Here is a 20,162-nt window from a genome sequence, read left to right as displayed (position 1 = left end):
AACCCTGTAATTCGATTGGACGTCATCACCATGAGCCTCAAGCCCAGCACCGTCGATCCCCTGCCCGAGGGCTTCGACGACCAGGCGTCGTTCTACTTCATCCCGGAAAGCCACCGGGCCGCGTGGACGGAGCATTCAGCGACCGCCCCCGGCCGAATCCCCCGCGCGGTGTCTCAGAACATCGCGGTCCTTGAGCTCAGCGCAAAGCACCGCGCGGAACGCCGAGAGGATGAGCGCGCCCGAGAAGCCGCGCGAGCCGGCACGCGGTCTCATCGGCCGCTTACCGACTCCTCTGCCGACGAGGAGCAAGACGAGCCTCTGTCGGGGTTCGCGCTCACCGATGCGCTCCTCGGGCCGTACGCCCGACCGCTCTGGGCGGGCGACTCGATCGATCGCCTCGTCGACGACCTCCTCGAGCAGGAGCCGACCCGGTACGAGTCAATGGCGCGCTTCACGATCACGGCCGCGCACGTCAAGCACCACGCCGAGCGGCACGCGAAGCGAGTCCGCGCCGAAGAGGCAGCGCGCAGCGTCTACACCTGTCCCGTCTGCGGCGCGGTCGAGGCAGGTGCTCCCATGGCGCGCCCCCTCGCCCCCGTCGAAGTCGTGAACTGGGTCTCACCCTCGACACTCACCCCCCGCGGCCTTCCTGTGCCGACACTCCTCGCCTGCGCGAAGTGTCACCTCGTCGCTGCCGAGATCTACGCCGAAGCCGTTCGGGTCGAGCGAACTCGGGACGGCGAGACTCGCCGCGTGGTCGTCGCCCGGGCTCTCGGGATGGAGGCGCGCTGATGGCACTCAGTCTCGACATCGCTGCGAACACTCGCGATGCACAAGCCGGAATCAAGGACGTGGCCGGCGCGCTCGACCAGGTCGCCGACGCGCTCGACGACGCTGCGCGCGACGGCGATCAGTCGACAGAGCGGCTCGAAGGTTCGTTCCGGGATCTCGCCCGCGCGGCTGAGCGCGACGGCAACAAGGCCGGGCAGAACCTCGCGGACGGGCTCGACCGCGGCGCCACGAAAGCGTCGGCGTCGATGCGCGAAGTCAAGGCCGAAGCGCTGTCCAACGCATCCGAGACGTTCTCGTCGTTCGACGGCTCGGTGTCGTCGTTCGTCGACGGCGTGCAGGGCACGTTCGGCGGTCTGGTCGCAGGCCTCGCGCAAGTCAACCCGGCGCTCGTGCCCGTCGCGGTCGCAGCCGCGGCGACTATCGGCACGATCGCGGCCGCGATCACTGGCGCGGAAGAGGACTCCGAAGAGTTCCGCGCCAAGGTCGCGGAACTCACCAGCGAGTTCATCGACACCGGCGCGATCGCGGGCCGCGCGTTCTCCGGGATCGCGGATGAAGTACGCGGACTCGCCACAGAGACCGATGACAGCAAGGCGAACCTGGAGCGGCTCAGCGGCCTCGCCGCCGATCTCGAATCGAACTTCGAGGACGTCGTTAACGCGTACGCCGGAGGCGGTGAACCGCTCGACGACCTCATCGACAAGACAGAAGCACTCGCAGCGGCCGAGCGCATCCGCGCCCTGGAGTTGCAGGGCAACAACGAGTTCGCCTCAACGGAGGCGAGCAACCGCGCCGCCGACCTGGAGCACGAACTCGGGCTTCTGCGGGCGCAACGCGACGCGATCAGCGAGGCGACCCAGATGCAGGAGTTGTACTACTCGTCCGGGGTCTCAGAGATCGAGGGCAAGGTCGCGCTGATCAAGGCGGTGAACACCGCCTACGACGAGGCGGCGGGCAGCACGCAGGGCTTCATCGACGCCGAGACCGGTCTGTTCGACGTGTCGGCGTATCTTGCCGCGATGCAGGAGAGGGAGACCGCTCTGCGCGACTACCAGGCGACGCTTGCGACCGCGGGTCTCAGCGCCGAGGCGAAGGCGTTCCTCAACGAGCAGGGTGTGGAGGCGGCAGCCACGATGCTCGCGGGCTACCAGAGCGCTTCGACTTCCCAGCGTGCCGAACTCGATCGATTCTGGAGCGAGGCCGGCAAGCAGAACTCGGGCACCTACGTCACGGAGATCGGCGCCGCCCTCGGCGCATCGACCGTCCCCGCGCCGAGGGTCACCTTCAATCCCTCCGCAGATGCGGCCGCGTATCACTCGACGGCCCAGGAGTATTTCCGCCGCAACCCTGTGAACATCCGGGCGAAACTCTTCACCCGTTACGGGCAGGAAGTCCTCTGATGGAGCGGTGTCGCTGCGCCGGGCAGGTGTCGTTTCTGGTCACCTGCCCGGCGTGCGCCACCACGGTACTTCCTGGGTTCTGGTGGAGGTGTCCGGCGTGCGCGCTCCTCGACAACGAGCACAGCGGGCACGCGGGCAGCCGGGTAGACATGGCGCTTGTGACCGAGTCACCGATGTGACCGATGATCGTTACCGATGTTCCCGCGTCCCAGCGAAGCGCACGCGGCTAGGGCGACAGAGCACTGCTCACACTCGCCCTAGCCCCGATCTTTTTGAGGAATGCGTCGTACCTCCGCTAGACGGCAGCACGGATTTCTCTCTCTACAAGCGCGATCGCGCGGGAACTCCTCGGGTTGTCCCGCGTTCCCCCTGCCTTCGCGCGAGCACGGCGAAGCAGCGGCCCTTTCGGGCCGCCAACCCGCTGAACGTACATCGGGCGACCGTCACCGGTCGGAGCGGCGCGCCGCGCCACTGAGCGAAGCCTTCGACTTGGGAGCCCCGACCCGAGGTCTACTGCTCGACCGAGCCCGCTCGCGCTTCCATGACCGCGGCGAGCGTGCGCAGCCTCTTGGCGTCCGCACGGAGTTGCTCCGCGCTCCCGCCGAGTTCCGTGGTGGTGATGCTCACGGCGAAGGTGGTCGGCCCGATCCCCTCTCTGAAGAACACCCCGATCGCGAGTTCGGCGATGTCCTCGTGCTCCGACGTGTGTAGCCACTTCTGCGGCCCGTCGCCCTCGTCGCCGTGCTCGGGACGGTAGCCGCTACACCAGGCGACCGGGCAGTCGAAGTTCAGCGTCACGATGCGATCGCCTCCACGAGTTCGCGCATGCGATCATCGGTCACCGCGACGTACCGCTGAGTCGTGGCCGGCGAAGAGTGGCCGAGCAGACGCTGGACCGTAAGCACGTCGCGATCGACGGCGTAGGCGTTAGTCGCGAAGCGGTGTCGAAGCATGTGCATGCTCACCCCGGGCGGCAGCAGCGCCCCGAGTCGCTTGCTCAGGTACTGCGGGGAAATGTGCCCGTCGATCTTCCCGGGGAACACGAACCCGGGGGTCACCGCGCGGAGCGAGTCTGCGAGGGACTGCGGCACCGGGAGCACCCGATCGCGGCGACCCTTGCCGTGGACGAGGATGAGCATTCCGGTCTCGGTGTGTCGCAGGTCGGAGGTGTGGACCACGGCGACCTCGGCGCGTCGCAGCCCGAGTTCGGCGGCCAGCCGCAACGCCATCCGCTCGGAGCGGTCCGCCTTCGCCAGGGCAGCCCGGTAGTCGGCGTCGGCCGCGGGACGTGCGTGCGAGAGCGGTGCCTTCACGGCCGGCAGTTTCGCCGCGGGATTCTTCGCCACGCGGCCGCTCTGCTTCGCCCAGCGATAGAACCCGCGCAGTGACCCGCGCACCGAGCGCCGCGTTTCGGGACTCCAACGCTTGTGAGATAGCCAGTCGAGCAGTTCGTCGGTGGTCGGCTCGAACGGCGCGAGGTGGCTGTTCTCGCGCGCGAAGCGGCGAAGGTGCTGCACGCGCAGCATGAGCGTCGTCGAGGGCTTCGACTCGGCGAGCATCGCGCGACGCCAAGCCGAGATCTCGACCTCCCACCGTTCGGGCGCGAACCGGGTGCTCGCTCGACGAGAGGGTTCGTCCGTAGGATCGTGCTCGATCCGGCCGTCGTGGCAGGCCCAACGGTAGAAGGATCGCAGCGCGTTCCGCGCCGCGGCGACGGTACTGCCGCTCACGTTGAGTCGAGCGAGCCACCCATGCACGTGCGCCGGCTCGACGTTCCAGGGCGAGGCGACACCGCATTCGTCGGCGAAGCGACGGAGATGCTTTGCCCGAGTCCGGACGTACTCGGGGCTCGCGCCGACCCGAGACTCGTGCACCTCCCACTCCTCCAACCCGGCGCTCCAAGCACCTTCGGGCGCTCGGCGAACTCGCGTTGGTCGGTCGGCGAGGGGCTGCCGCTCGATGTAGCCGACCGCCACAGCCCACCGATAGAACCCGCGGGAGACCTTGCGGTAGGTTCGCTGACTTTCTCGAGCGAGCCCGCGCTGATCGAGCCACAGCGAAAAGGCCTCGTCCGAGAGGGCCCACGGCCCGAGCCCGATGCTCCGCGCCATCGCGCTGAGCATCCGCATTCGCACCGTCACCGTCGACTCGGCAAGGCCGTCGACCTGAGCGAGGTATCCGCGGTGCTCGTCGAGCGCGGTCGCCCAGACGTCCTCGGTGCGTTGCGCAGCGGCCGGGTCGAGCCGGGGGTCAGCGGGTGCAGCGGTCATTCGTCGCCCTCTCGTCGCGTCGCTCGCAAGGTAACGGCGCCCGACGACAGCGGTCAATCTCGTGGACGCGACGTGGACTCCTGGTCCGTCGCAACGTGTCGCGAACTGTCGCTAACCGGCATCGACTGTTAAGGTCACTTCACCGAGATAGCGGGCTTCACCCGCGATCTCGACTGACAGAGAAAGGGTCGGCGTCGTTTTCCCAAGCTGATAGCGCGGGTTCGATTCCCGTCATCCGCTCCCATGTGATGTCTCAGGACATCGTTGACAGCCGCACCCGCGTTTGTGGGTGCGGCTGTCGTGTTTTGGGGTGGTAGTCGAGGTTGGGGCTGACGCAACGACCACCGATCCATGACGTCACGTTTGCGAGCCAAGAAGCGAACGTCCGGAGTCTTGTCGGACGCCCGATCTATCCTTCGATTGCCGCATCCGCGGTTAGTCGGAGAGGAGGGATACGAATGGCGAAGCCGTCCAAGTCCCAACTGTCGAAGGCCGGAAGCACGCTCGCGTCGGGGAGCTCTTCCGCGTCCGCCAAGTCCCAAGCGGGCAAGACGCTCGGTAAGGGATGAAGATCGCGGTGCGCGCCGTCGACGCCTACGGCGCGCACCATCTCTTCTCCGCAGGGACCGTCGGTTAGCGTGGACGGCATGGCAGTCTTCTCCCCCGACGTCGTCGCCGCGGTGCTGCACCACATGAACGACGACCACATCGAGGACAACGTGCTCATCGTGCGGGCGTTCTCCGGTCGTGAGGTGCGCGACGCGACGATGCACGACCTCGACGAGCACGGCGGCACGTGGAAGTACGTGTCGGAGGGCGAAGACCTCGAGCTGCACATCCCGTGGCCGGGCGCCCCGCTCACCGAGCGTGCGGAGATCCGCCGCGACGTCGTCGTTCTCTACGACGCCGCCTGCGAGAAGCTCGGCGTCGAGGCCCGCCCGCACTGACGTCCATGCGCACGCTGCTGAGTTCGCCGAACCGGATCGTCGCGCTCGCGCTCGGCGCCGGATACGCGCCGTACGGCGTGTTCGCCGTCGCGACCGGTCGCCCGTTGCTCGCGGCCCTCTTCGAGATCGGCGCCGTCGCGCTGATCCTCACCGCCGCGCGCGGGATCGCGCCGGCTCGTGTGGCGAACATCGCCGTCGGCACGGCCTGGCTCGCTCTCGGCTACGCGGGTCTGTTCCTCGTCGGCACCGCGTACAACGTGCTCGGACTCGGCGCGGTGCTCGAGGTCGGTCTGTTTGCCGCCGCCGTCATCCACCTCGCCGTCGGACTCGGCGCCCGGCGCGACGTCGCCGCCGTCACTCCCGCAGATCCCACTCCATCCGAGGCAGCGACCGCCCCGGGATCGATCCGCTCGGAGTGAGCCGGGTCGTGCGCGCCCCGAACCGCGCGTAGAACGCCTCGGCGCCGGGGTCGGCATCGAGAATCAGGGTCTGCACCCCGCGCGCCCGCGCCGTGACGAGCACCTCGTCCATCAGCAGGCGTCCGATGCCCGAGCCGATGAACGGCGGGTCGACGAAGAGGGCCTCGAGTTCGCCGTGCGTGCCGTCGACGACGAGCAGCCGGAAGCCCGCGAGCACCCCGTCCGGCTCGGCGACGAGGATGTCGGCGAGCTGCTCGGGTCGCACCGTGAGCTCGGGCCGGCAGGCATCCAGGAACTCCGCCGAGTACCCCCAGTGACCTTTGGACCGAAGGGCCAGTTCGGTGAGCTCCGCCTCCTCGCCCGCCCGGGCGGCCCGCAACACGAGTGAACCCACCCCCTCAGATTACGGTGGACCCCGTGAACAGCACGGGCGGCCCGAGGCGCTGGACCGCCGTCACTCGCAGCGCCCTCGGATTCGCCGCCCTCGGTGCCGGGCTCCTGCACCTCGCCCTCGCGGTCGACGCACCCGTGGGGCTGGCGGTGGGGCTCGCGGTGGTCGGCGGTGTCGAGTTCCTCTGGGGCGTGCTCGCGGTGTCCCTCCCCGGGGTGCCGCTCCCGCGGGCGGCGATCGCCGGGGCTCTCGTGCCGGCGGCGGCGTGGGTCGTGCTGCTCCTCCTCGGCGTCGAAGGTCCGCGGCCGCTGCCGATGCTCGCGGCGACCGTGCTCGGCCTCGCCGTCGCAGCGCTCCTCGCCATCGGGCTCCGTCGTGAGAACACGCAGGAACCCCGGCATCCGGCCCTCGGCATCGCCGTCGCCGGACTCGCCGTCGCCGCGATCACCGTGCCGGCACTCATCGCGACCGAAGTGCCGCAACGCCTGGGCGACCTCCCGGTGCACCAAGAACCCGCGCACTAGGACGAGTCGGCAGGAGACGTGTCAGACCGGATCAGTGAATGAGACCGGCTTCCCGGCAGCACGCGCATAGGCAATCTCTCTGCTCGTGGTTTCGCCGATGTACCCGCCCGGGTTGACGATCAGAACCCGGTCGGCAAGATCGATCTTGCGCAGGTGCAGAGAGCCCAAGGCACTCTTCTGCTCGTCGGTGATCACGTCGGCTGCTTCGCCGGGCGCCACAACGATGACACCGGCAAGGGTCAGCTCACGGTTGGCCGCCCGCATCTCGTTCACGAACCGCGCGGACCCGCAGATGCAGACGATCTCGGGTCGATCAGGCATGGCTCGAGTCTTTCACCGGACGATTGACCGCTGTGAGACACTAAGGTCACCCTTACCCCGCAGTCTCAGGAGCGAACGTGTCCGTCATCCCCTTCTCGCAGGCCCTCCGCGAGCGCACCTGGTCCGGCCACGGCGAGAGCGAGGGCGCCGGCTTCATGCACGACCTGATGACCGGCAAGGGCACCCGCGAGGACTACATCGCCCTCGTCGTGCAGCACTACTTCGTCTACGAGGCGCTCGAAGCCGCGGCCCGCACGTTCGAGGCGGATGCCGAGGCGCAGCCGTTCCTGAGCGACCAGCTCACGCGCATGCCCGCCCTCGAGGCCGACCTCGTCTTCCTCCTCGGCGACGACTGGCGCGCGCAGATCACCCCGCTCCCGTCGACCGAGCACTACGTCGCCCGCATCCGCGAGATCGAGGCCGAGGGCTGGTCGGGCGGGTTCGTCGCCCACCACTACACGCGCTACCTCGGCGACCTGTCGGGTGGCCAGGCCATCGGCCGACTCATGAAGCGCCACTTCGGTTTCGAGACCAACGGCATCCTGTTCTATCTGTTCGACCAGATCGCCGACCCGAAGGCGTTCAAGGAGACCTATCGCGAGCAGCTCGACGCGGCCACCTGGGATGCGGTCGAGCGGGAGCGCGTCATCGACGAGGTGCTCGTCGCCTACCGGTTCAACACCGAGATGTTCGAGGACCTCACCGCCGCGAAGGCCGCCGCCTAGGCCTGGATCGCCGGGATGGCCTGAACGCCCGACATGAAGCGCCGCACGTTGTCGTCGACGATGATGTCGCTCGGCCGAAGCGGCCGGGTGAGGTAGAGGCCCTCGAGTTCGGTGATGCGCGACAAGGCCACGTAGGTCTGACCCGGCGCGAACGACCGGGCGCCGAGGTGGACGATCGCGGAGTCGTACGTCTTGCCCTGCGACTTGTGGATGGTGACCGCCCAGGCGAGCCGCAGCGGGAACTGCTGGAACTCGGCCACGACATCTTTCCGCAGCGTCTTCGTCGCCGGCTCGTAGGAGTACTTGTAGCGCTCCCAGATCGCGGGCTGCACCTCGAAGTCCTCGCCATCGACCTCGACCGTGACGGTGTCGGCGATCTTCACGACCTCGCCGATCGTGCCGTTGACCCAGCGCCGGTCGATGCCGGTGTCGTTGCGCAGGAACATCACCTGCGCGCCGATCTTCAGCTCGAGCCTCTCGTCGGCCGGGTAGGAGCGGTTGCCGAAGTCGCCCGTCACCTCGGCGACCGCCGACAGCGCGCGGCCCGGGAGCTTGCCGAGTCCCTGGGCGTTGATGCGGTTCACCGCGGCGTTCGTCGTCGCGAGGGTGATCGCCCCCTCGGTCGGTGCCGGGCGCGCCCCCACGGAGTTGAGCCGGTGCGCCATCTCGGCGGTGACGGAGCCGTGCCGCACGGCGGTCAGCAGTTGCTTGAACTCCAGCTCGTGCTGCCGGTGGATGGTCGTGAGTTCGAAGATGCGCAGGTCGGCCTCGTCCCACACTTTCGCGTCGAAGAACCACATCGAGCGGTAGTGGTCGGCGAAGTAGGCCCGCTCCTCGTTCTCGCCGGGCACCGGAGCCAACTGGTACGGGTCGCCGAAGAGGATGATCTGGGTGCCGCCGAACGCCTCGTGCGGCCGGCTGCGCGCCTGGCGCAGCGAACGGTCGATGGCATCCATCAGGTCGGCGTTGACCATCGACACCTCGTCGATCACGAGGGTGTCGATCGCGCTCAGCAGTTTGCGCACCTCGGGGCCTTGGTCGATGTCGTGATCGGCGATGACCCCGATCGGCAGCCGGAACAGCGAATGGATGGTCTGTCCGCCGACGTTGAGCGCCGCGACGCCGGTCGGCGCGCAGATCGCGAGGGTGTGCGACGAGTGCCACGACAGATACTCGAGCAGCGTCGACTTGCCGGTTCCCGCGCGCCCGGTGACGAAGATGTGGTCCCGGGTGTTCTCGATCGCCGCGACGACCGCCGCCTGCTCGGGCGACAGTTCGGGGAGATCCACCGGGCGAGTCTAGACCGGCGGCCCGCCCCGAACCGGGCCGCCCAGCCGGGTTCGTAGGATGACGGGGTGCGACGCGCGGTGGTGGCCTGGGTGGTGATCGTCGCGGTCGCCGTCGCGACGGGCGCCGGCTTCCTCGTCGCCCTCAACGCGACGACCTTCGGCGCCGCGGGGTTCGTGCGCGTCTACCTCGACGCGGTCTCCCGCGGGGATGCCGCCGGCGCCCTGTCGCTCGCGGGCGTCACCGTCGACCCGCGCCTGCGCGACGACTTCCTCGCCGACGACGCACTGGGTGGCCCGACGGCGGTGCGCGAGATGACGGTCGCCCCCGGCGACGCCGGCACGGAGATCGTCACCGTGGCGTGGTCGCGCGGCGACACCGAGGCGGTGTCGTCCTTCACCGTCGAACGCGTGGGATCGCGGCTCGGCCTCTTCCCGAAGTGGGCGTTCGCCGTCTCCCCGGTCGCGACGCTGGGGCTCACCATCGACCACGACCCGCGCTTCGACCTCAACGGCGTGCGGGCCGCCACCGACGAGCCGACCGCCTACGCCGTACTCGTCCCGGGGGTCTACCGCCTCGACCACCACTCGCGGTATCTGCAGGCCGACGCCGTCGGCCTCGTCGCCGATCGGCCGGGGTCGGAGCTCGGCGCGACGCTCGACGTGCAGCCGGCCGACGGATTCGTCGAGCAGATCACCCGTCAGGTGCACGCCGATCTCGACGCCTGCGCCACCCAGGAGGTGCTGTTCCCGACCGGGTGCCCGTTCGGTCACGCGATCGCCAATCGTGTCGCCTCGACCCCGGTCTGGTCGATCGCGGAGTACCCCGACCTCACCGTGGAACCGGGCACCGAGTTCGGCACCTGGCTCGTGCCCGACGCGGAGCTCGTGCCGCACCTGACGGTCGACGTGCAGTCGCTCTTCGACGGCAGCATCACGACCTTCGACGCGGACCTCCCGGTCACCGCGAGCTACGTCGTGACGATCGGAGCCGACGACACGACCCTGCTCATCACCCTCTGGGGTTAGCGCCGGCTTGCCCGCGCCTCGAGCATCGCGTTGTATTCGGCGAGCTCGGCATCCCCGTCGCGGTCGGCCTGGCGGTCGCCGCGCTTCGCGTCCCGGGCGTCGCTGCGCCCCCAGAGGATCGCGACGAGCACCGCGAGCACGACGGTCGGGATCTCGCCGACGCTCCAGGCGATCGCGCCGGCGTTCTGCTGATCCTGCAGCGGGTCGGCGCCCCACTCGCGGCCCATCGCGCCGTACCAGTCGGCGAGCAGCAACCCCTCGCCCTCGACCAGCGACAGCCCGAAAAACGCGTGCATCGCCATCGTCGCCAGCAACAGGATGAGCCGCAGCGGATACGGCGGCTGCCCGGCGACCGGGTCGATGCCGACGAGCGTCTGCGCGAACAGGTAGCCGACGAGCAGGAAGTGGATGATCATCCACATGTGCCCGACGTGGTCCTCGGTCGCCCAGCGGAAGATCGGCGTGTAGTAGAACACCCAGAGGGATGCCGCGAACAGCCCACCGGAGACGAGCGGATGCGTGAGCACCGTCGCGTACCGCGAATGCACGAGCAGCAGGATCCACTCGCGCGGCCCGCGGCTGCCGTCATCCCTCTTGCGGATCGTGCGCAGCGCGAGGGTGATCGGGGCGCTCAGCACGAGGAGCACCGGGATCGCCATGCTCAGCAGCATGTGACCGAGCATGTGCGCACTGAACAGGTACTGCTCGTAGACGTTGAGCGCACCGTTCGTCACCCAGAGGATGCCGAGCATCCCGGCGACCCACAGCACCGAGCGGTGCACGGGCCAGCGGTCGCCGCGGCGGTGCAGGCGCCACACCCCGGCGAGATAGAAGAGAATGCCGAAGCCGACGATCAGCGTCCACAGCAGGTCGAAGTCCCAGGCGGTGATCCACCGCTCGGGGGTGAGTTCGGGCGGCAGCGGGCTCTCGGTGAGCACCTCCGCCGGAGTCAGAACGCCGATCGCCGGCTCCGTGTCGGGCACCGGCTTCGCCGTGCGGGCGAGGGCCGCGGCCACCCCCGAGGCGATGCCCATCACCGCGAGCTCCGACGCGACGAGCAGCCAGAACCACCGAGGAGCGGCGCCGGCGGTGATCTTGCCGACGAGCCACCGGCGCTGGAGGGCGCCGAAGACCCCGAGGAGTCCGAGCGCGGCGACCTTCGCCAGCACGAGGATGCCGTAGGGCGTCAGCAGCGCCGGCAGGTCGCCGACCCGGATGGCGGCGCTGACGTAGCCCGACGCCGCGACCACGACGAACGCGATGAGGGCGACCGTCGAGTAGCGCGGCAGGAGCGCCGCGAGCCGGCCCGGGCTGAGCACCGGCCGGAGCAGCACGAGGGTCAGCAACCCGCCGACCCACAGCGCGGCGAAGATCGTGTGCAACCAGATGGAGGTGAACGCCAGATCGTGGCTCGAGCTGGAGGCGGCGTGCCCGCCGTCGGCCGACAGCGGGATGAGTCCGAGGCTCGCGGCGACCAGCACGATCGCCAGCAGCGTGCGGTTGCGTACGGCGAAGCACACGACGGTGAGCAGGGCGCCGATCAGCACGACGACGAGCCAGGCGCGACCGATCGCCACCTGCGACAGGAACGTCGCGAGCTCCGCCCCGACGCGGTCGTCGAGCCGCAGCTCCGACTGGAAGATGCTCGAGTAGGTGAAGAACGCCGCGGCGGCCCCGGCCACCGTCCAGACGCCGGCGCCGGCCGCCGCGACATCGAGGGCCCGACCGTACTCGGGCTCGTCGGGATCGAGAGCGAACACCGCGAGCAGCAGCGCCCCGAGGGTCGTCGCGATGGCCAGATTCACCAGCAGCTTCGCCAGCGGCAGCCCCACCAGCACGGTCTCGTCGCCCGTGCTCAGCAGGCCGGGAGTCGCACCGCCCCCGACCGCGAGGCTGACGAGCACCGCGGCGAACGCCGCCGCGAGGAGCGCGGCGGGTCCGGCGATCCAGGCGAGGCGGGGCACCAGACGAGCCTACGTCGCGCCGGGAACGACGAAGGGCGCCGCCTGCACAGTCGGCGCCCTTCGCGGAAGAAGTCGTTACTTCTTGGCCGCGGCCTTGAGCTTGCTGCCGGCGGAGATCTTGACGCCGACGCTCGCGGCGATCTGGATCGTCTCACCGGTCGCGGGGTTGCGGCCCTGACGGGCGGCGCGCTGGGTCGGCTCGACGCTCAGCCATCCGGGGATGCTGACCTTCTTGCCATCCGACAGCGACTTGGCGAGCACCGTGAAGAGCGAGTCCACGACGGTGGAGACCGCAGCCTGGCCCTGGCCGGAGTCCGCGGCGATAGCGGCGACGAGGTCCGCCTTGTTGATCGAATCAGCCATTGTGTCCTCCTCGGACCTTGATATTTCTGGTGGCGGCCGAGGGAGAACGCCCCCGGAACCGAGTTGAAACTAACAGCAAACACCGATGATTCCGGGCATTTCGCCTCCGTGGCGCACTTCCCCCAGGAAATGCGAAGAACCCCGGCCCTGTGAGGGACCGGGGTTCTGATCTCGACACGCACCCTGCGGGTGCTCCTCGATCACCGAGTTGAGACGGGTTACCAGCTCGACTTGGTGATGCCGGGCAGCTCACCGCGGTGCGCCATGTCGCGGAACCGCACACGCGAGATGCCGTAGCGGGAGAGGTTTCCCCGCGGGCGACCGTCGATCGCGTCGCGGTTGCGGTAGCGCACCGGCGAGGCGTCGCGCGGCAGCTTCTGCAGACCGAGGCGCGCGGCCTCGCGGCTCTCGTCGGTGCCGTTCGGGTCGACGAGCGCCTTCTTCAGTTCGAGCCGCTTGGCGGCCCACCGCTCGATGATGACGGCGCGCTGATCGTTCTTGGCGATCTTGCTCTTCTTGGCCATGTGGTTACCGCTCCTCTCGGAATTCGACGTGCTTGCGGATGACCGGGTCGTACTTCTTCAGCACGATGCGGTCGGGGTTGTTGCGACGGTTCTTACGCGTCACGTACGTGTACCCGGTGCCGGCGGTCGAACGGAGCTTGATGATGGGGCGGACGTCCTGCTGCTTGGCCATCAGATCTTCTCCCCACGGGCCAGGAGGTCCTGGACCACAGCTTCGATGCCGCGCGCGTCGATCACCTTGATGCCCTTGGCGGACAGCGTCAGGCTGACGGTGCGCTTGAGCGACGGCACGTAGTACTTCTTCTTCTGCACGTTCGGGTCGAAGCGGCGCTTCGTACGGCGGTGCGAGTGCGAGATGTTGTGTCCGAAACCGGGGACGGCTCCGGTCACCTGGCAGACAGCTGCCATGGTTTCCTCCAATTGTGGGCGGATCGCTCCGCCCGGCTACCGTGAGGCGATCGCCTCACCCAAGGTCACTTGTCGGCACGTGAACCGAGGAGCCAAGGCTCTCCGGCACGCACAAGAAGCCCCGTCTCCGGGACAACTTCTCGATCCTACGTGAGGATGGCCGGTCCGCCAAGCTCGAGACCGGCTAGCTCCGTGAGCACTCCGGGCAGTAGCCGAACACGTCGACGACGTGCTGCGGTCGGGTGAAGCCGTGCTGGGCCGCGACGTCTTGCGCCCAGGCCTCGACCTCGTCGGCCGCGATCTCCACGGTCGTGCCGCAGGACCGGCAGATCAGGTGATGGTGGTGGGTTCCCGGGGTGCAGGCGCGGTAGAGGCTCTCGCCGTCCTGCTGGAGGGAGTCGGCATCCCCTTCGACCGCGAGATCGGCGAGCGCCCGGTAGACGGTCGCCAGTCCGACGGTCGACCCCGAGCCCTTGAGTGACGCGTGCAGCGACTGCGCGCTCACGAAGCCCTCCGACTCGCCGAGCGCCTCGCGCACCGCCTCGCGTTGCCAGGTGTTCCGCTTCACGTCACCACCGCCTCCCTGCGTACCACTGTGCCACGCCGGGCCCGACCGACGATGCGGCAGACGAGGTAGATCAGGAACGAGATCGTCGTGATGTACGGGCTGATCGGCAGCGACCCGCCGAGGGCGAGCAGGATGCCGCCGACCGCCGACACGAACCCGAAGGTCATGCTCAGCAGCGGCACCATCAGCGGCGACGACGACACCCGCAGCGCGGCGGCCGCCGGCGTGACCAGCAGCGCGAGCACGAGCAGGGCGCCGATGATCTGCACCGAGACGGCGACCGTCAGCCCGAGCAGCAGCATGAACACCAGCGAGACGGTGCGGGTCGGCACACCGCGGGCCTGGGCCACCTCGGGGTCGACGCTGTCGAAGGCCAGCGGACGCCAGATCACCAGCAGCACGGCGAGCACGAGCACGGCGATGCCGATGAGCAGGCCGAGCTGCTCGAAGTCGACGGCGATGATCTGGCCGGTGAGCAGCCCGAACTTGTTGCCGCTGCGGCCCGGATACAACGCGAGGAACAGGATGCCGAGGCCGAGACCGAACGGCATGAGCACGCCGATGATCGAGTTGCGATCGCGGGCGCGAGCCCCCAGGAGTCCGATGAGCGCGGCGGCGATCAGCGACCCGACCAGCGAGCCGGCGACGACGTTGACCCCGAGCAACAGAGCACCGGCCGCCCCGGCGAAGGAGAGCTCGCTGATGCCGTGCACGGCGAACGCCATGTCGCGCTGCATGACGAAGACGCCGATGAGCCCGCCGACGATGCCGAGGATCGCGGCGGCGACGATCGAGTTCTGCACGAGGGCGAGGAGACGCCCGTAGTTCTCGAACGAGAACATCTGCTCCCACAGGTCGTCGAGCGTCACGCGACGACCTCCGCGTGGTGGGCGTGCTCCTGGCCGCCGATGACGATCACGCGACCTCCGCTGCGGATGACCTCGACGGGGGTGCCGTAGAGCTCGGTGAGCACGTCGCTGCGCAGCACCTCGTCCGGGGTGCCTTCGCGGAAGCGGCCGCCGGCGAGGTAGAGCACCCGGTCGACGAGGCCGAGCACCGGGTTGACGTCATGCGTGACGAATACGACGGCGGTATCGTGCTCCCGGCGCCGCCGGTCGATCAATTCCGACACCGCACGCTGGTTCTGCAGGTCGAGGCTGAGCAGCGGCTCGTCGCAGAGCAGCAGCACGGGATCCCCGGCGAGGGCCTGAGCGACGCGCAGACGCTGCTGCTCACCGCCGGAGAGCAGCCCGACCGGCCGATCGGCGTACGCGTCGGCCCCCACGGACGAGATCAGTTCGGCGACCCGCGCCCGGTCGGCGGACCGGCTGACCGGGATGCCGAAGCGATGACCGTCGACGCCGAGCGCGACGAGGTCACGGCCGCGGAGCGGGGTGCCCGGCGGGAGGATCTTCTGCTGCGGGATGTAGCCGATGCGACGGTCGCCGCCACGGATCGGACCGCCGAGCAGGCGCGCCTCGCCGGCATCCAGGCGCTGCATCCCGAGGATCGTGCGCAGCAGGCTCGTCTTGCCCGAGCCGTTGGAGCCGAGCACCGCGAGGAACTCCCCGGGTTCGATGCGCAGATCCAGGTCGCGCCAGAGAGTCCGGTCGCCGAAGCCGAGTGCCCCGCTCTCGATCTCGAGAACGGGGCTCCGGGTCGCGACGACCGACGAGGCGTCGGTCGTCGGCATCAGCTCAGGGCGTTGGCGACGGCGTCGATGTTGTCCGTCATCCACGAGAGGTAGTCTGCGCCATCCGGCAGCGTCTCGGTGAACGAGACCACCGGGATGCCGGCCGCCTCGGCCGCCGCCCGCACCTCCTCGGTCTCGGCTCCGGCGGTCTGCTCGTTGTAGGCCAGCAGCCCGACGGCCCCGGACCGGAACAGCTCGAGGGTCTCGTCGAGCACGAGCGGCGGCACGTCGGTGCCCTCCTCGATCGCCTCCGAGAACTCATCCGGCGTCAGGTTGTCGAAGCCGAGTTCGGCGAGCAGGTAGAGCGGCACGGGCTCGGTGATCGCCACCCCGGTGCCCTCGAATCCCTCGTGCAGTTCGTGCGCGCGCTCCTCGAGGGCGGCGAGGTCGGTCGCGAAGGACTCGTAGTTGGCCGTGTACGTGGCGGCGTTCGCGGCGTCGAGTTCGCCGAGGTGCTCCGCGATCTCCTCGGCGAGGGCATCCATCGCCTCGAAGGAGTACCACACGTGCTCGTTGAAGCCCTCGATGTGGTCGTGGCCGTCGTGTCCGTCTTCCTCGGCGTGCTCTTCGTCGGCGTGCTCGTCCTCGTCGGCGTGCTCCTCCTCGGCGTGCTCGTCGTCGCCCTCCGGGGCGAGTCCCGAGATCTCGACCGCGTCGAGGACGAGCACCGAGTCGTTGCCCGACGCGTCGAGGAGCGTCTCCATGAACGCGTCGTAGCCTCCGCCGTTCTGGATGACGAGGTCGGCGTCCGAGACGGCGAGCTGGTCCTGTGCGGACGCCTCGTAGCTGTGCGGGTCCTGCGCGGCGCTCGTGATGATGCTGCGCACCTCGATCCCGCTGCCGGCGATCCGCGCCGCGATGTCGCCGTAGACGTTGGTGGACGCGACGACCGTGAGCGCCGAGTCGTCGGAGGCGGGCGAGGCCGCGCAGCCGGCGAGTCCGGCGGCGGCGAGGACGGTCGCCGCGGTCAGGGCGGGAAGGGAATGGCGGGACATGGGGGCCTCACGGACGGAGTGGATGGGAACGTCGCCACGCTAGTCCGTAATGAGAACTGTTGTCAAAACGGTTCTCAATAAGCCGCTGCTTGGGGGGTTAGTCGAGCAGAAGCGCCGGCTCCTCGATGACCGACGCGAGGTCGGCCGTGAAGCGGCTGGCGACATCCCCGTCGACGATGCGGTGGTCGAACGCCGCCGAGACCGTCGTGACGAAGGCGGGACGCACTTCGCCGTCGATGACCCAGGGCTTCTGCTTGATCGCACCGAGCGCGACGATGCCGACTTCGCCCGGATTGAGGATCGGCGTGCCGGTGTCCATCCCGAACGAACCGAGGTTGGTGATCGTGATCGTGCCGTTCGACATGTCGGCCGGTGTCGTCTTGCCGTCGCGCGCCGTCACCGTGAGCTGTTCGAGCGCCATCGCCAGCTCGCGCAGGCTGAGGTTCTGCGCATCCTTGATGTTCGGCACGATGAGCCCGCGCGGGGTCGCGGCCGCGATCCCGAGGTTCACGTAGTGGTGGACGATGATCTCCGTGTCGGTCCACGTCGAGTTCACCGTGGGGTTGCGCTGCACCGCCCAGATGACCGCCTTCGCCATGACCAGCAGGGGCGAGACGCGGATGCCGGCGAACTGCGCCGAATCCTTCAGCCGTCGGGTGAACTCCATCGTGCGGGTGGCGTTGACGTCGGTGAAGACGCTGACGTGGGGCGCGGTGAACGCGCTCTGCACCATCGCGGTCGCGATCGCCTTGCGCACGCCCTTCACCGGGATGCGCTCCTCGCGCTCCTGCGGCCAGGCCGGGGTCTCGATGTTGCGGAAGACGCTGGCCTGCTGCGCGCCGCGCACGACGTCGTCGCGGGTGATCTCCCCGCCGAGCCCGGTGCCGGTCACCGTGGCGAGATCGACGTCGAGGTCCTTCGCGAGCTTGCGGATCGGCGGCTTCGCGATGATCGGCATCGGCGACCCCGTCGCGACCGGCCGACGAGCGGACGCCTTCGCGCCGTCGGCAGTCGTGCCTTCGGCGGTCGTCGCGACCGCACCCGGGCGGCGGCGGCGACGCGTCGCCCCGTGGCCCGACGAGCCGTAGCCGACGAGCACCGCCCCGGAGCTCTCGCCCGCCGGGTCGGCGACCTCGCCGACCACGTCCGCGTCGCGCGGGGCCTGCAGCTCGATCGTGCCGCCGGCCGAGTCGACCCGGATGATGGGGGCTCCGACCTCGACCGTCGCCCCCTCCTCGAAGAGCAGCTCGGTCACGGTGCCGGCGAACGGCGACGGCAGCTCGACGAGCGACTTCGCGGTCTCGATCTCGACGAGCACCTGGTTGACCGCGACAGTGTCGCCCGGCTTGACCTTCCACGAGACGATCTCGGCCTCGGTGAGACCCTCACCGACGTCGGGGAGCGGGAATTCCTGTGCCATGCGGCATGCCTCCTAGTACGCCAGCGCCCGGTCGACGGCCTCGAGCACCCGGTCGGCGTCGGGCAGGTAGGCGCTCTCCAGCTTCGCGGGGGGGAACGGGGTGTCGAATCCGCTCACCCGCAGCACCGGCGCCTGCAACGAGTAGAACGCGCGCTCGGCGATCGTCGCGGCGATCTCCGAGCCGACGCTCACGTGGCCCGGGGCCTCCTGGGCGACGACGAGCCGACCGGTCTTCTGCACGGAGGAGAGGATCGGCGCGTAGTCGATCGGCGACAGCGAGCGCAGATCGAGCACTTCGAGGTTCGTGCCCTCCTCGGCCGCGATCTCCGCGGCCTGCAACAGCGTCGCCACCATGGCCCCGTGGCCGACGAGCGTCGCGTCGCTGCCGGGACGCACGACGCGGGTCGCGTGCAACGGGGTCTCGGAGGCGCCGCGGTCGACCTCGCCCTTGGGCCAGTACCGGCTCTTGGGCTCGAAGAACAGCACCGGGTCGTCGCTGGAGATCGCCTGCTGGATCATCCAGTACGCGTCGTGCGGGGTCGCGGGGCTCACGACGCGCAGCCCGGCGGTGTGCGCGAAGTACGCCTCGGGGCTCTCCTGGTGGTGCTCGACCGCGCCGATGTGGCCGCCGTAGGGCACCCGGATGACGACCGGGAACGACTGGTTGCCCTCGTTGCGGGCGGTCAGCTTCGCCAGCTGCGAGGTGATCTGGTCGAAGCCCGGGTAGATGAACCCGTCGAACTGGATCTCGCAGACCGGGCGGAAGCCGCGCATCGCGAGGCCGATCGCGGTGCCGATGATGCCCGACTCGGCGAGCGGGGTGTCGAGCACCCGGTTCTCGCCGAACTCGGCCTTGAGCCCCTCGGTCACCCGGAACACCCCGCCGAGCGTGCCGATGTCCTCGCCCATGAGCAGCACCCGGTCGTTCGCGGCGAGCGCCGCGCGCAGACCCTCGTTGAGGGCCTTCGTCATCGTCATGGTCTCGCTCACGCGGGCGCCTCCCCGTCGTGAGCCGGCACTTCGAGGGACGCCTCGTAGGCGGCGAGCCATTCACGCTGCTCGTCCATGAGCGGATGCGGCTCCGAATAGACGGCGAACATCTTGTCCGCCGGCGGCAGCCCCAGCGCGAGGGTGCGCGCCCGGACGTCGGCCGCGAGATCCTCCGCTTCGGAGGAGACCTCGGCGAAGAAGGCATCCGCCTCACCCTTCGCGCGGAGGAACGTCTCGAAGCGGGCGATCGGGTCGCGCTCGGCCCAGAACCGCTCGTCCTCCTTCTCGCGGTACTTCGTCGGGTCGTCGCTCGTGGTGTGCGCGCCCATCCGGTAGGTCAGCGCCTCGATGAAGCGCGGGCCGCCGCCGGCGCGGGCCGCGTCGAGGAACGTCGAACTCACGGCGTAGGAGGCCAGCACGTCGTTGCCGTCGATCTGCACCGACGGGATGCCGAACCCGGTGCCGCGCAGGTACAGCGGGGTGCGCGACTGGCGCTCGACCGGCACCGAGATCGCCCAATGGTTGTTCTGCAGGAAGAACAGGATCGGCGCCTGGTAGCTCGCGGCGAAGACGAGCGCCTCGCTGACGTCCCCCTGGCTGGTCGCGCCGTCGCCGAAGTAGGCCACGACCGCGGCGTCGGTCTCGGGATCGCCGGTCGCGGTCGCCCCGTCGAGGGTGAGCCCCATCGCGTACCCGGTCGCGTGCAGCGCCTGGGACCCGATGACGAGCGTGTAGAGATGGAAGTTGCCGGTGTCGGCCGGGTTCCAGCCGCCGTGACTGAGCCCGCGGAGCAACTCGATGATGCGCATCGGGTCGAGGCCGCGCAGACGACCGACCGCGTGCTCGCGGTACGCGGGGAAGATGTGGTCCTGCTCGCGCGCGGCGTAGCCCGACCCGACCTGGGCGGCTTCCTGGCCGAGGCTCGGGATCCACAGCGCGAGCTGGCCCTGGCGCTGGAGGTTGCCGGCTTCGATGTCGAAGCGGCGGGTGACGACCATCTGCCGATGGAAGTCCCGCAGCTGCGCGTCGCTCAGCGCGGTGATCTTCTCCAGGTACGGGGCGGCGGCGTCGGATTCGACGAGGGACCCCTCCGGCGAGAGCAACTGGATCGTCGCCTCGGTGTAGGACATGAT

Annotated in this window: 24 protein-coding genes; 7 read left to right on the top strand and 17 right to left on the bottom strand. The window is 69.4% G+C overall.

The features are described from left to right. Positions 1 to 30 precede the first annotated feature (30 nt). Together ACILQS_RS01160 and ACILQS_RS01155 are read left to right on the top strand one after the other, a co-directional pair. Entirely contained in the window at positions 31 to 792 is a 762-nt protein-coding gene (locus tag ACILQS_RS01160; protein ID WP_395638257.1) for a hypothetical protein, read from the top strand. Continuing rightward, positions 792 to 2,192, top strand: a complete 1,401-nt coding sequence (locus ACILQS_RS01155; protein WP_395638256.1) for a hypothetical protein — start codon at positions 792 to 794, stop codon at positions 2,190 to 2,192. The genes ACILQS_RS01160 and ACILQS_RS01155 overlap by 1 nt, the downstream gene beginning before the upstream one ends. 510 nt (positions 2,193 to 2,702) lie before the next feature. On the opposite strand, the gene ACILQS_RS01150 is transcribed toward ACILQS_RS01155, so the two are convergent. Both ACILQS_RS01150 and ACILQS_RS01145 read right to left on the bottom strand, forming a co-directional pair. After that, positions 2,703 to 2,990 (bottom strand): hypothetical protein, encoded by a 288-nt coding sequence (locus ACILQS_RS01150; protein WP_395638255.1) that lies wholly within the window; start codon positions 2,988 to 2,990, stop codon positions 2,703 to 2,705. Then, positions 2,987 to 4,462, bottom strand: coding sequence for a tyrosine-type recombinase/integrase (locus ACILQS_RS01145; RefSeq protein ID WP_395638254.1), 1,476 nt, complete (start codon positions 4,460 to 4,462; stop codon positions 2,987 to 2,989). The genes ACILQS_RS01150 and ACILQS_RS01145 overlap by 4 nt, the downstream gene beginning before the upstream one ends. 647 nt (positions 4,463 to 5,109) lie before the next feature. Between ACILQS_RS01145 and ACILQS_RS01140 the strand changes: the two genes are divergently transcribed. Continuing rightward, on the top strand, positions 5,110 to 5,409 hold the full coding sequence (locus ACILQS_RS01140; RefSeq protein WP_395638253.1) for a DUF2470 domain-containing protein: 300 nt from the start codon (positions 5,110 to 5,112) through the stop codon (positions 5,407 to 5,409). Between the two features lie 5 nt (positions 5,410 to 5,414). Then, complete coding sequence (locus tag ACILQS_RS01135; protein ID WP_395638252.1) at positions 5,415 to 5,828, top strand: hypothetical protein; 414 nt, start codon at positions 5,415 to 5,417, stop codon at positions 5,826 to 5,828. Here ACILQS_RS01135 and ACILQS_RS01130 read toward each other — a convergent pair. Further along, on the bottom strand, positions 5,764 to 6,222 hold the full coding sequence (locus ACILQS_RS01130; protein WP_395638251.1) for a GNAT family N-acetyltransferase: 459 nt from the start codon (positions 6,220 to 6,222) through the stop codon (positions 5,764 to 5,766). The genes ACILQS_RS01135 and ACILQS_RS01130 overlap by 65 nt on opposite strands. Positions 6,223 to 6,245: 23 nt before the next feature. Here ACILQS_RS01130 and ACILQS_RS01125 point away from each other — a divergent pair, with 23 nt between their 5' ends. Beyond that, on the top strand, positions 6,246 to 6,743 hold the full coding sequence (locus tag ACILQS_RS01125) for a hypothetical protein (RefSeq protein ID WP_395638250.1): 498 nt from the start codon (positions 6,246 to 6,248) through the stop codon (positions 6,741 to 6,743). Between the two features lie 21 nt (positions 6,744 to 6,764). Here ACILQS_RS01125 and ACILQS_RS01120 read toward each other — a convergent pair whose 3' ends face one another. After that, entirely contained in the window at positions 6,765 to 7,064 is a 300-nt protein-coding gene (locus tag ACILQS_RS01120) for a hypothetical protein (protein ID WP_395638249.1), read from the bottom strand. Positions 7,065 to 7,141: 77 nt separating this feature from the next. Here ACILQS_RS01120 and ACILQS_RS01115 point away from each other — a divergent pair, with 77 nt between their 5' ends. After that, positions 7,142 to 7,789 carry a heme oxygenase (biliverdin-producing) gene (locus tag ACILQS_RS01115; protein WP_395638248.1) on the top strand — a complete coding sequence of 216 codons (648 nt, stop codon included), beginning with the start codon at positions 7,142 to 7,144 and terminating at the stop codon, positions 7,787 to 7,789. On the opposite strand, the gene ACILQS_RS01110 is transcribed toward ACILQS_RS01115, so the two are convergent. Beyond that, positions 7,786 to 9,078, bottom strand: coding sequence for an ATP-dependent RecD-like DNA helicase (locus tag ACILQS_RS01110; RefSeq protein WP_395638247.1), 1,293 nt, complete (start codon positions 9,076 to 9,078; stop codon positions 7,786 to 7,788). The genes ACILQS_RS01115 and ACILQS_RS01110 overlap by 4 nt on opposite strands. Positions 9,079 to 9,144: 66 nt before the next feature. Between ACILQS_RS01110 and ACILQS_RS01105 the strand changes: the two genes are divergently transcribed. Continuing rightward, positions 9,145 to 10,104 carry a hypothetical protein gene (locus tag ACILQS_RS01105; protein WP_395638246.1) on the top strand — a complete coding sequence of 320 codons (960 nt, stop codon included), beginning with the start codon at positions 9,145 to 9,147 and terminating at the stop codon, positions 10,102 to 10,104. On the opposite strand, the gene ACILQS_RS01100 is transcribed toward ACILQS_RS01105, so the two are convergent. The 12 genes from ACILQS_RS01100 to ACILQS_RS01045 form a co-directional block, all read right to left on the bottom strand. Next, positions 10,101 to 12,068: a cytochrome c oxidase assembly protein gene (locus ACILQS_RS01100; protein WP_395638245.1), complete on the bottom strand. Its 1,968-nt coding sequence runs from the start codon at positions 12,066 to 12,068 to the stop codon at positions 10,101 to 10,103. The genes ACILQS_RS01105 and ACILQS_RS01100 overlap by 4 nt on opposite strands. A gap of 75 nt (positions 12,069 to 12,143) precedes the next feature. Continuing rightward, the gene (locus ACILQS_RS01095) at positions 12,144 to 12,431 is read right to left on the bottom strand and encodes an HU family DNA-binding protein (protein WP_395638244.1); all 288 of its coding nucleotides are present in this window, start codon (positions 12,429 to 12,431) and stop codon (positions 12,144 to 12,146) included. A gap of 218 nt (positions 12,432 to 12,649) precedes the next feature. Further along, complete coding sequence (rpsN, locus tag ACILQS_RS01090) at positions 12,650 to 12,955, bottom strand: 30S ribosomal protein S14 (protein WP_395638243.1); 306 nt, start codon at positions 12,953 to 12,955, stop codon at positions 12,650 to 12,652. 4 nt (positions 12,956 to 12,959) lie between these two features. Continuing rightward, complete coding sequence (gene rpmG / locus ACILQS_RS01085) at positions 12,960 to 13,127, bottom strand: 50S ribosomal protein L33 (protein WP_210479966.1); 168 nt, start codon at positions 13,125 to 13,127, stop codon at positions 12,960 to 12,962. Beyond that, positions 13,127 to 13,363: a 50S ribosomal protein L28 gene (gene rpmB, locus ACILQS_RS01080; protein WP_395638242.1), complete on the bottom strand. Its 237-nt coding sequence runs from the start codon at positions 13,361 to 13,363 to the stop codon at positions 13,127 to 13,129. Before rpmB ends, rpmG begins: the two co-directional genes overlap by 1 nt. A gap of 184 nt (positions 13,364 to 13,547) precedes the next feature. Beyond that, positions 13,548 to 13,931 carry a Fur family transcriptional regulator gene (locus ACILQS_RS01075; protein ID WP_395638241.1) on the bottom strand — a complete coding sequence of 128 codons (384 nt, stop codon included), beginning with the start codon at positions 13,929 to 13,931 and terminating at the stop codon, positions 13,548 to 13,550. Further along, positions 13,928 to 14,773, bottom strand: coding sequence for a metal ABC transporter permease (locus tag ACILQS_RS01070; RefSeq protein ID WP_395638276.1), 846 nt, complete (start codon positions 14,771 to 14,773; stop codon positions 13,928 to 13,930). Before ACILQS_RS01070 ends, ACILQS_RS01075 begins: the two co-directional genes overlap by 4 nt. Before the next feature lie 23 nt (positions 14,774 to 14,796). After that, positions 14,797 to 15,624, bottom strand: coding sequence for a metal ABC transporter ATP-binding protein (locus ACILQS_RS01065; RefSeq protein WP_395638240.1), 828 nt, complete (start codon positions 15,622 to 15,624; stop codon positions 14,797 to 14,799). Continuing rightward, on the bottom strand, positions 15,624 to 16,619 hold the full coding sequence (locus ACILQS_RS01060) for a metal ABC transporter solute-binding protein, Zn/Mn family (RefSeq protein WP_395638239.1): 996 nt from the start codon (positions 16,617 to 16,619) through the stop codon (positions 15,624 to 15,626). The genes ACILQS_RS01065 and ACILQS_RS01060 overlap by 1 nt, the downstream gene beginning before the upstream one ends. A gap of 97 nt (positions 16,620 to 16,716) precedes the next feature. After that, complete coding sequence (locus tag ACILQS_RS01055; RefSeq protein ID WP_395638238.1) at positions 16,717 to 18,039, bottom strand: dihydrolipoamide acetyltransferase family protein; 1,323 nt, start codon at positions 18,037 to 18,039, stop codon at positions 16,717 to 16,719. Between the two features lie 12 nt (positions 18,040 to 18,051). Then, positions 18,052 to 19,017, bottom strand: coding sequence for an alpha-ketoacid dehydrogenase subunit beta (locus tag ACILQS_RS01050; RefSeq protein WP_395638275.1), 966 nt, complete (start codon positions 19,015 to 19,017; stop codon positions 18,052 to 18,054). 8 nt (positions 19,018 to 19,025) lie between these two features. Beyond that, positions 19,026 to 20,159, bottom strand: a complete 1,134-nt coding sequence (locus ACILQS_RS01045) for a thiamine pyrophosphate-dependent dehydrogenase E1 component subunit alpha (RefSeq protein WP_395638237.1) — start codon at positions 20,157 to 20,159, stop codon at positions 19,026 to 19,028. Positions 20,160 to 20,162 lie beyond the last annotated feature (3 nt).

This window comes from Pseudolysinimonas sp., from assembly GCF_044239695.1.
GTDB lineage: Bacteria > Actinomycetota > Actinomycetes > Actinomycetales > Microbacteriaceae > Pseudolysinimonas_A.
This window is presented reverse-complemented; position numbering and strand designations above follow the sequence as displayed.

What these genes read in the sequence shown, in the direction of transcription:
- ACILQS_RS01160 (WP_395638257.1), top strand. Translation starts at nt 31, where the DNA reads ATGAGCCTCAAGCCCAGCACCGTCGATCCCCTGCCCGAGGGCTTCGAC.
- ACILQS_RS01155 (WP_395638256.1), top strand. Translation starts at nt 792, where the DNA reads ATGGCACTCAGTCTCGACATCGCTGCGAACACTCGCGATGCACAAGCC.
- ACILQS_RS01145 (WP_395638254.1), bottom strand. Translation starts at nt 4,462, where the DNA reads ATGACCGCTGCACCCGCTGACCCCCGGCTCGACCCGGCCGCTGCGCAA.
- ACILQS_RS01140 (WP_395638253.1), top strand. Translation starts at nt 5,110, where the DNA reads ATGGCAGTCTTCTCCCCCGACGTCGTCGCCGCGGTGCTGCACCACATG.
- ACILQS_RS01135 (WP_395638252.1), top strand. Translation starts at nt 5,415, where the DNA reads ATGCGCACGCTGCTGAGTTCGCCGAACCGGATCGTCGCGCTCGCGCTC.
- ACILQS_RS01120 (WP_395638249.1), bottom strand. Translation starts at nt 7,064, where the DNA reads ATGCCTGATCGACCCGAGATCGTCTGCATCTGCGGGTCCGCGCGGTTC.
- ACILQS_RS01095 (WP_395638244.1), bottom strand. Translation starts at nt 12,431, where the DNA reads ATGGCTGATTCGATCAACAAGGCGGACCTCGTCGCCGCTATCGCCGCG.
- rpsN (WP_395638243.1), bottom strand. Translation starts at nt 12,955, where the DNA reads ATGGCCAAGAAGAGCAAGATCGCCAAGAACGATCAGCGCGCCGTCATC.
- rpmG (WP_210479966.1), bottom strand. Translation starts at nt 13,127, where the DNA reads ATGGCCAAGCAGCAGGACGTCCGCCCCATCATCAAGCTCCGTTCGACC.
- rpmB (WP_395638242.1), bottom strand. Translation starts at nt 13,363, where the DNA reads ATGGCAGCTGTCTGCCAGGTGACCGGAGCCGTCCCCGGTTTCGGACAC.
- ACILQS_RS01070 (WP_395638276.1), bottom strand. Translation starts at nt 14,773, where the DNA reads ATGTTCTCGTTCGAGAACTACGGGCGTCTCCTCGCCCTCGTGCAGAAC.
- ACILQS_RS01065 (WP_395638240.1), bottom strand. Translation starts at nt 15,624, where the DNA reads ATGCCGACGACCGACGCCTCGTCGGTCGTCGCGACCCGGAGCCCCGTT.
- ACILQS_RS01060 (WP_395638239.1), bottom strand. Translation starts at nt 16,619, where the DNA reads ATGTCCCGCCATTCCCTTCCCGCCCTGACCGCGGCGACCGTCCTCGCC.
- ACILQS_RS01055 (WP_395638238.1), bottom strand. Translation starts at nt 18,039, where the DNA reads ATGGCACAGGAATTCCCGCTCCCCGACGTCGGTGAGGGTCTCACCGAG.
- ACILQS_RS01050 (WP_395638275.1), bottom strand. Translation starts at nt 19,017, where the DNA reads ATGACGATGACGAAGGCCCTCAACGAGGGTCTGCGCGCGGCGCTCGCC.
- ACILQS_RS01045 (WP_395638237.1), bottom strand. Translation starts at nt 20,159, where the DNA reads ATGTCCTACACCGAGGCGACGATCCAGTTGCTCTCGCCGGAGGGGTCC.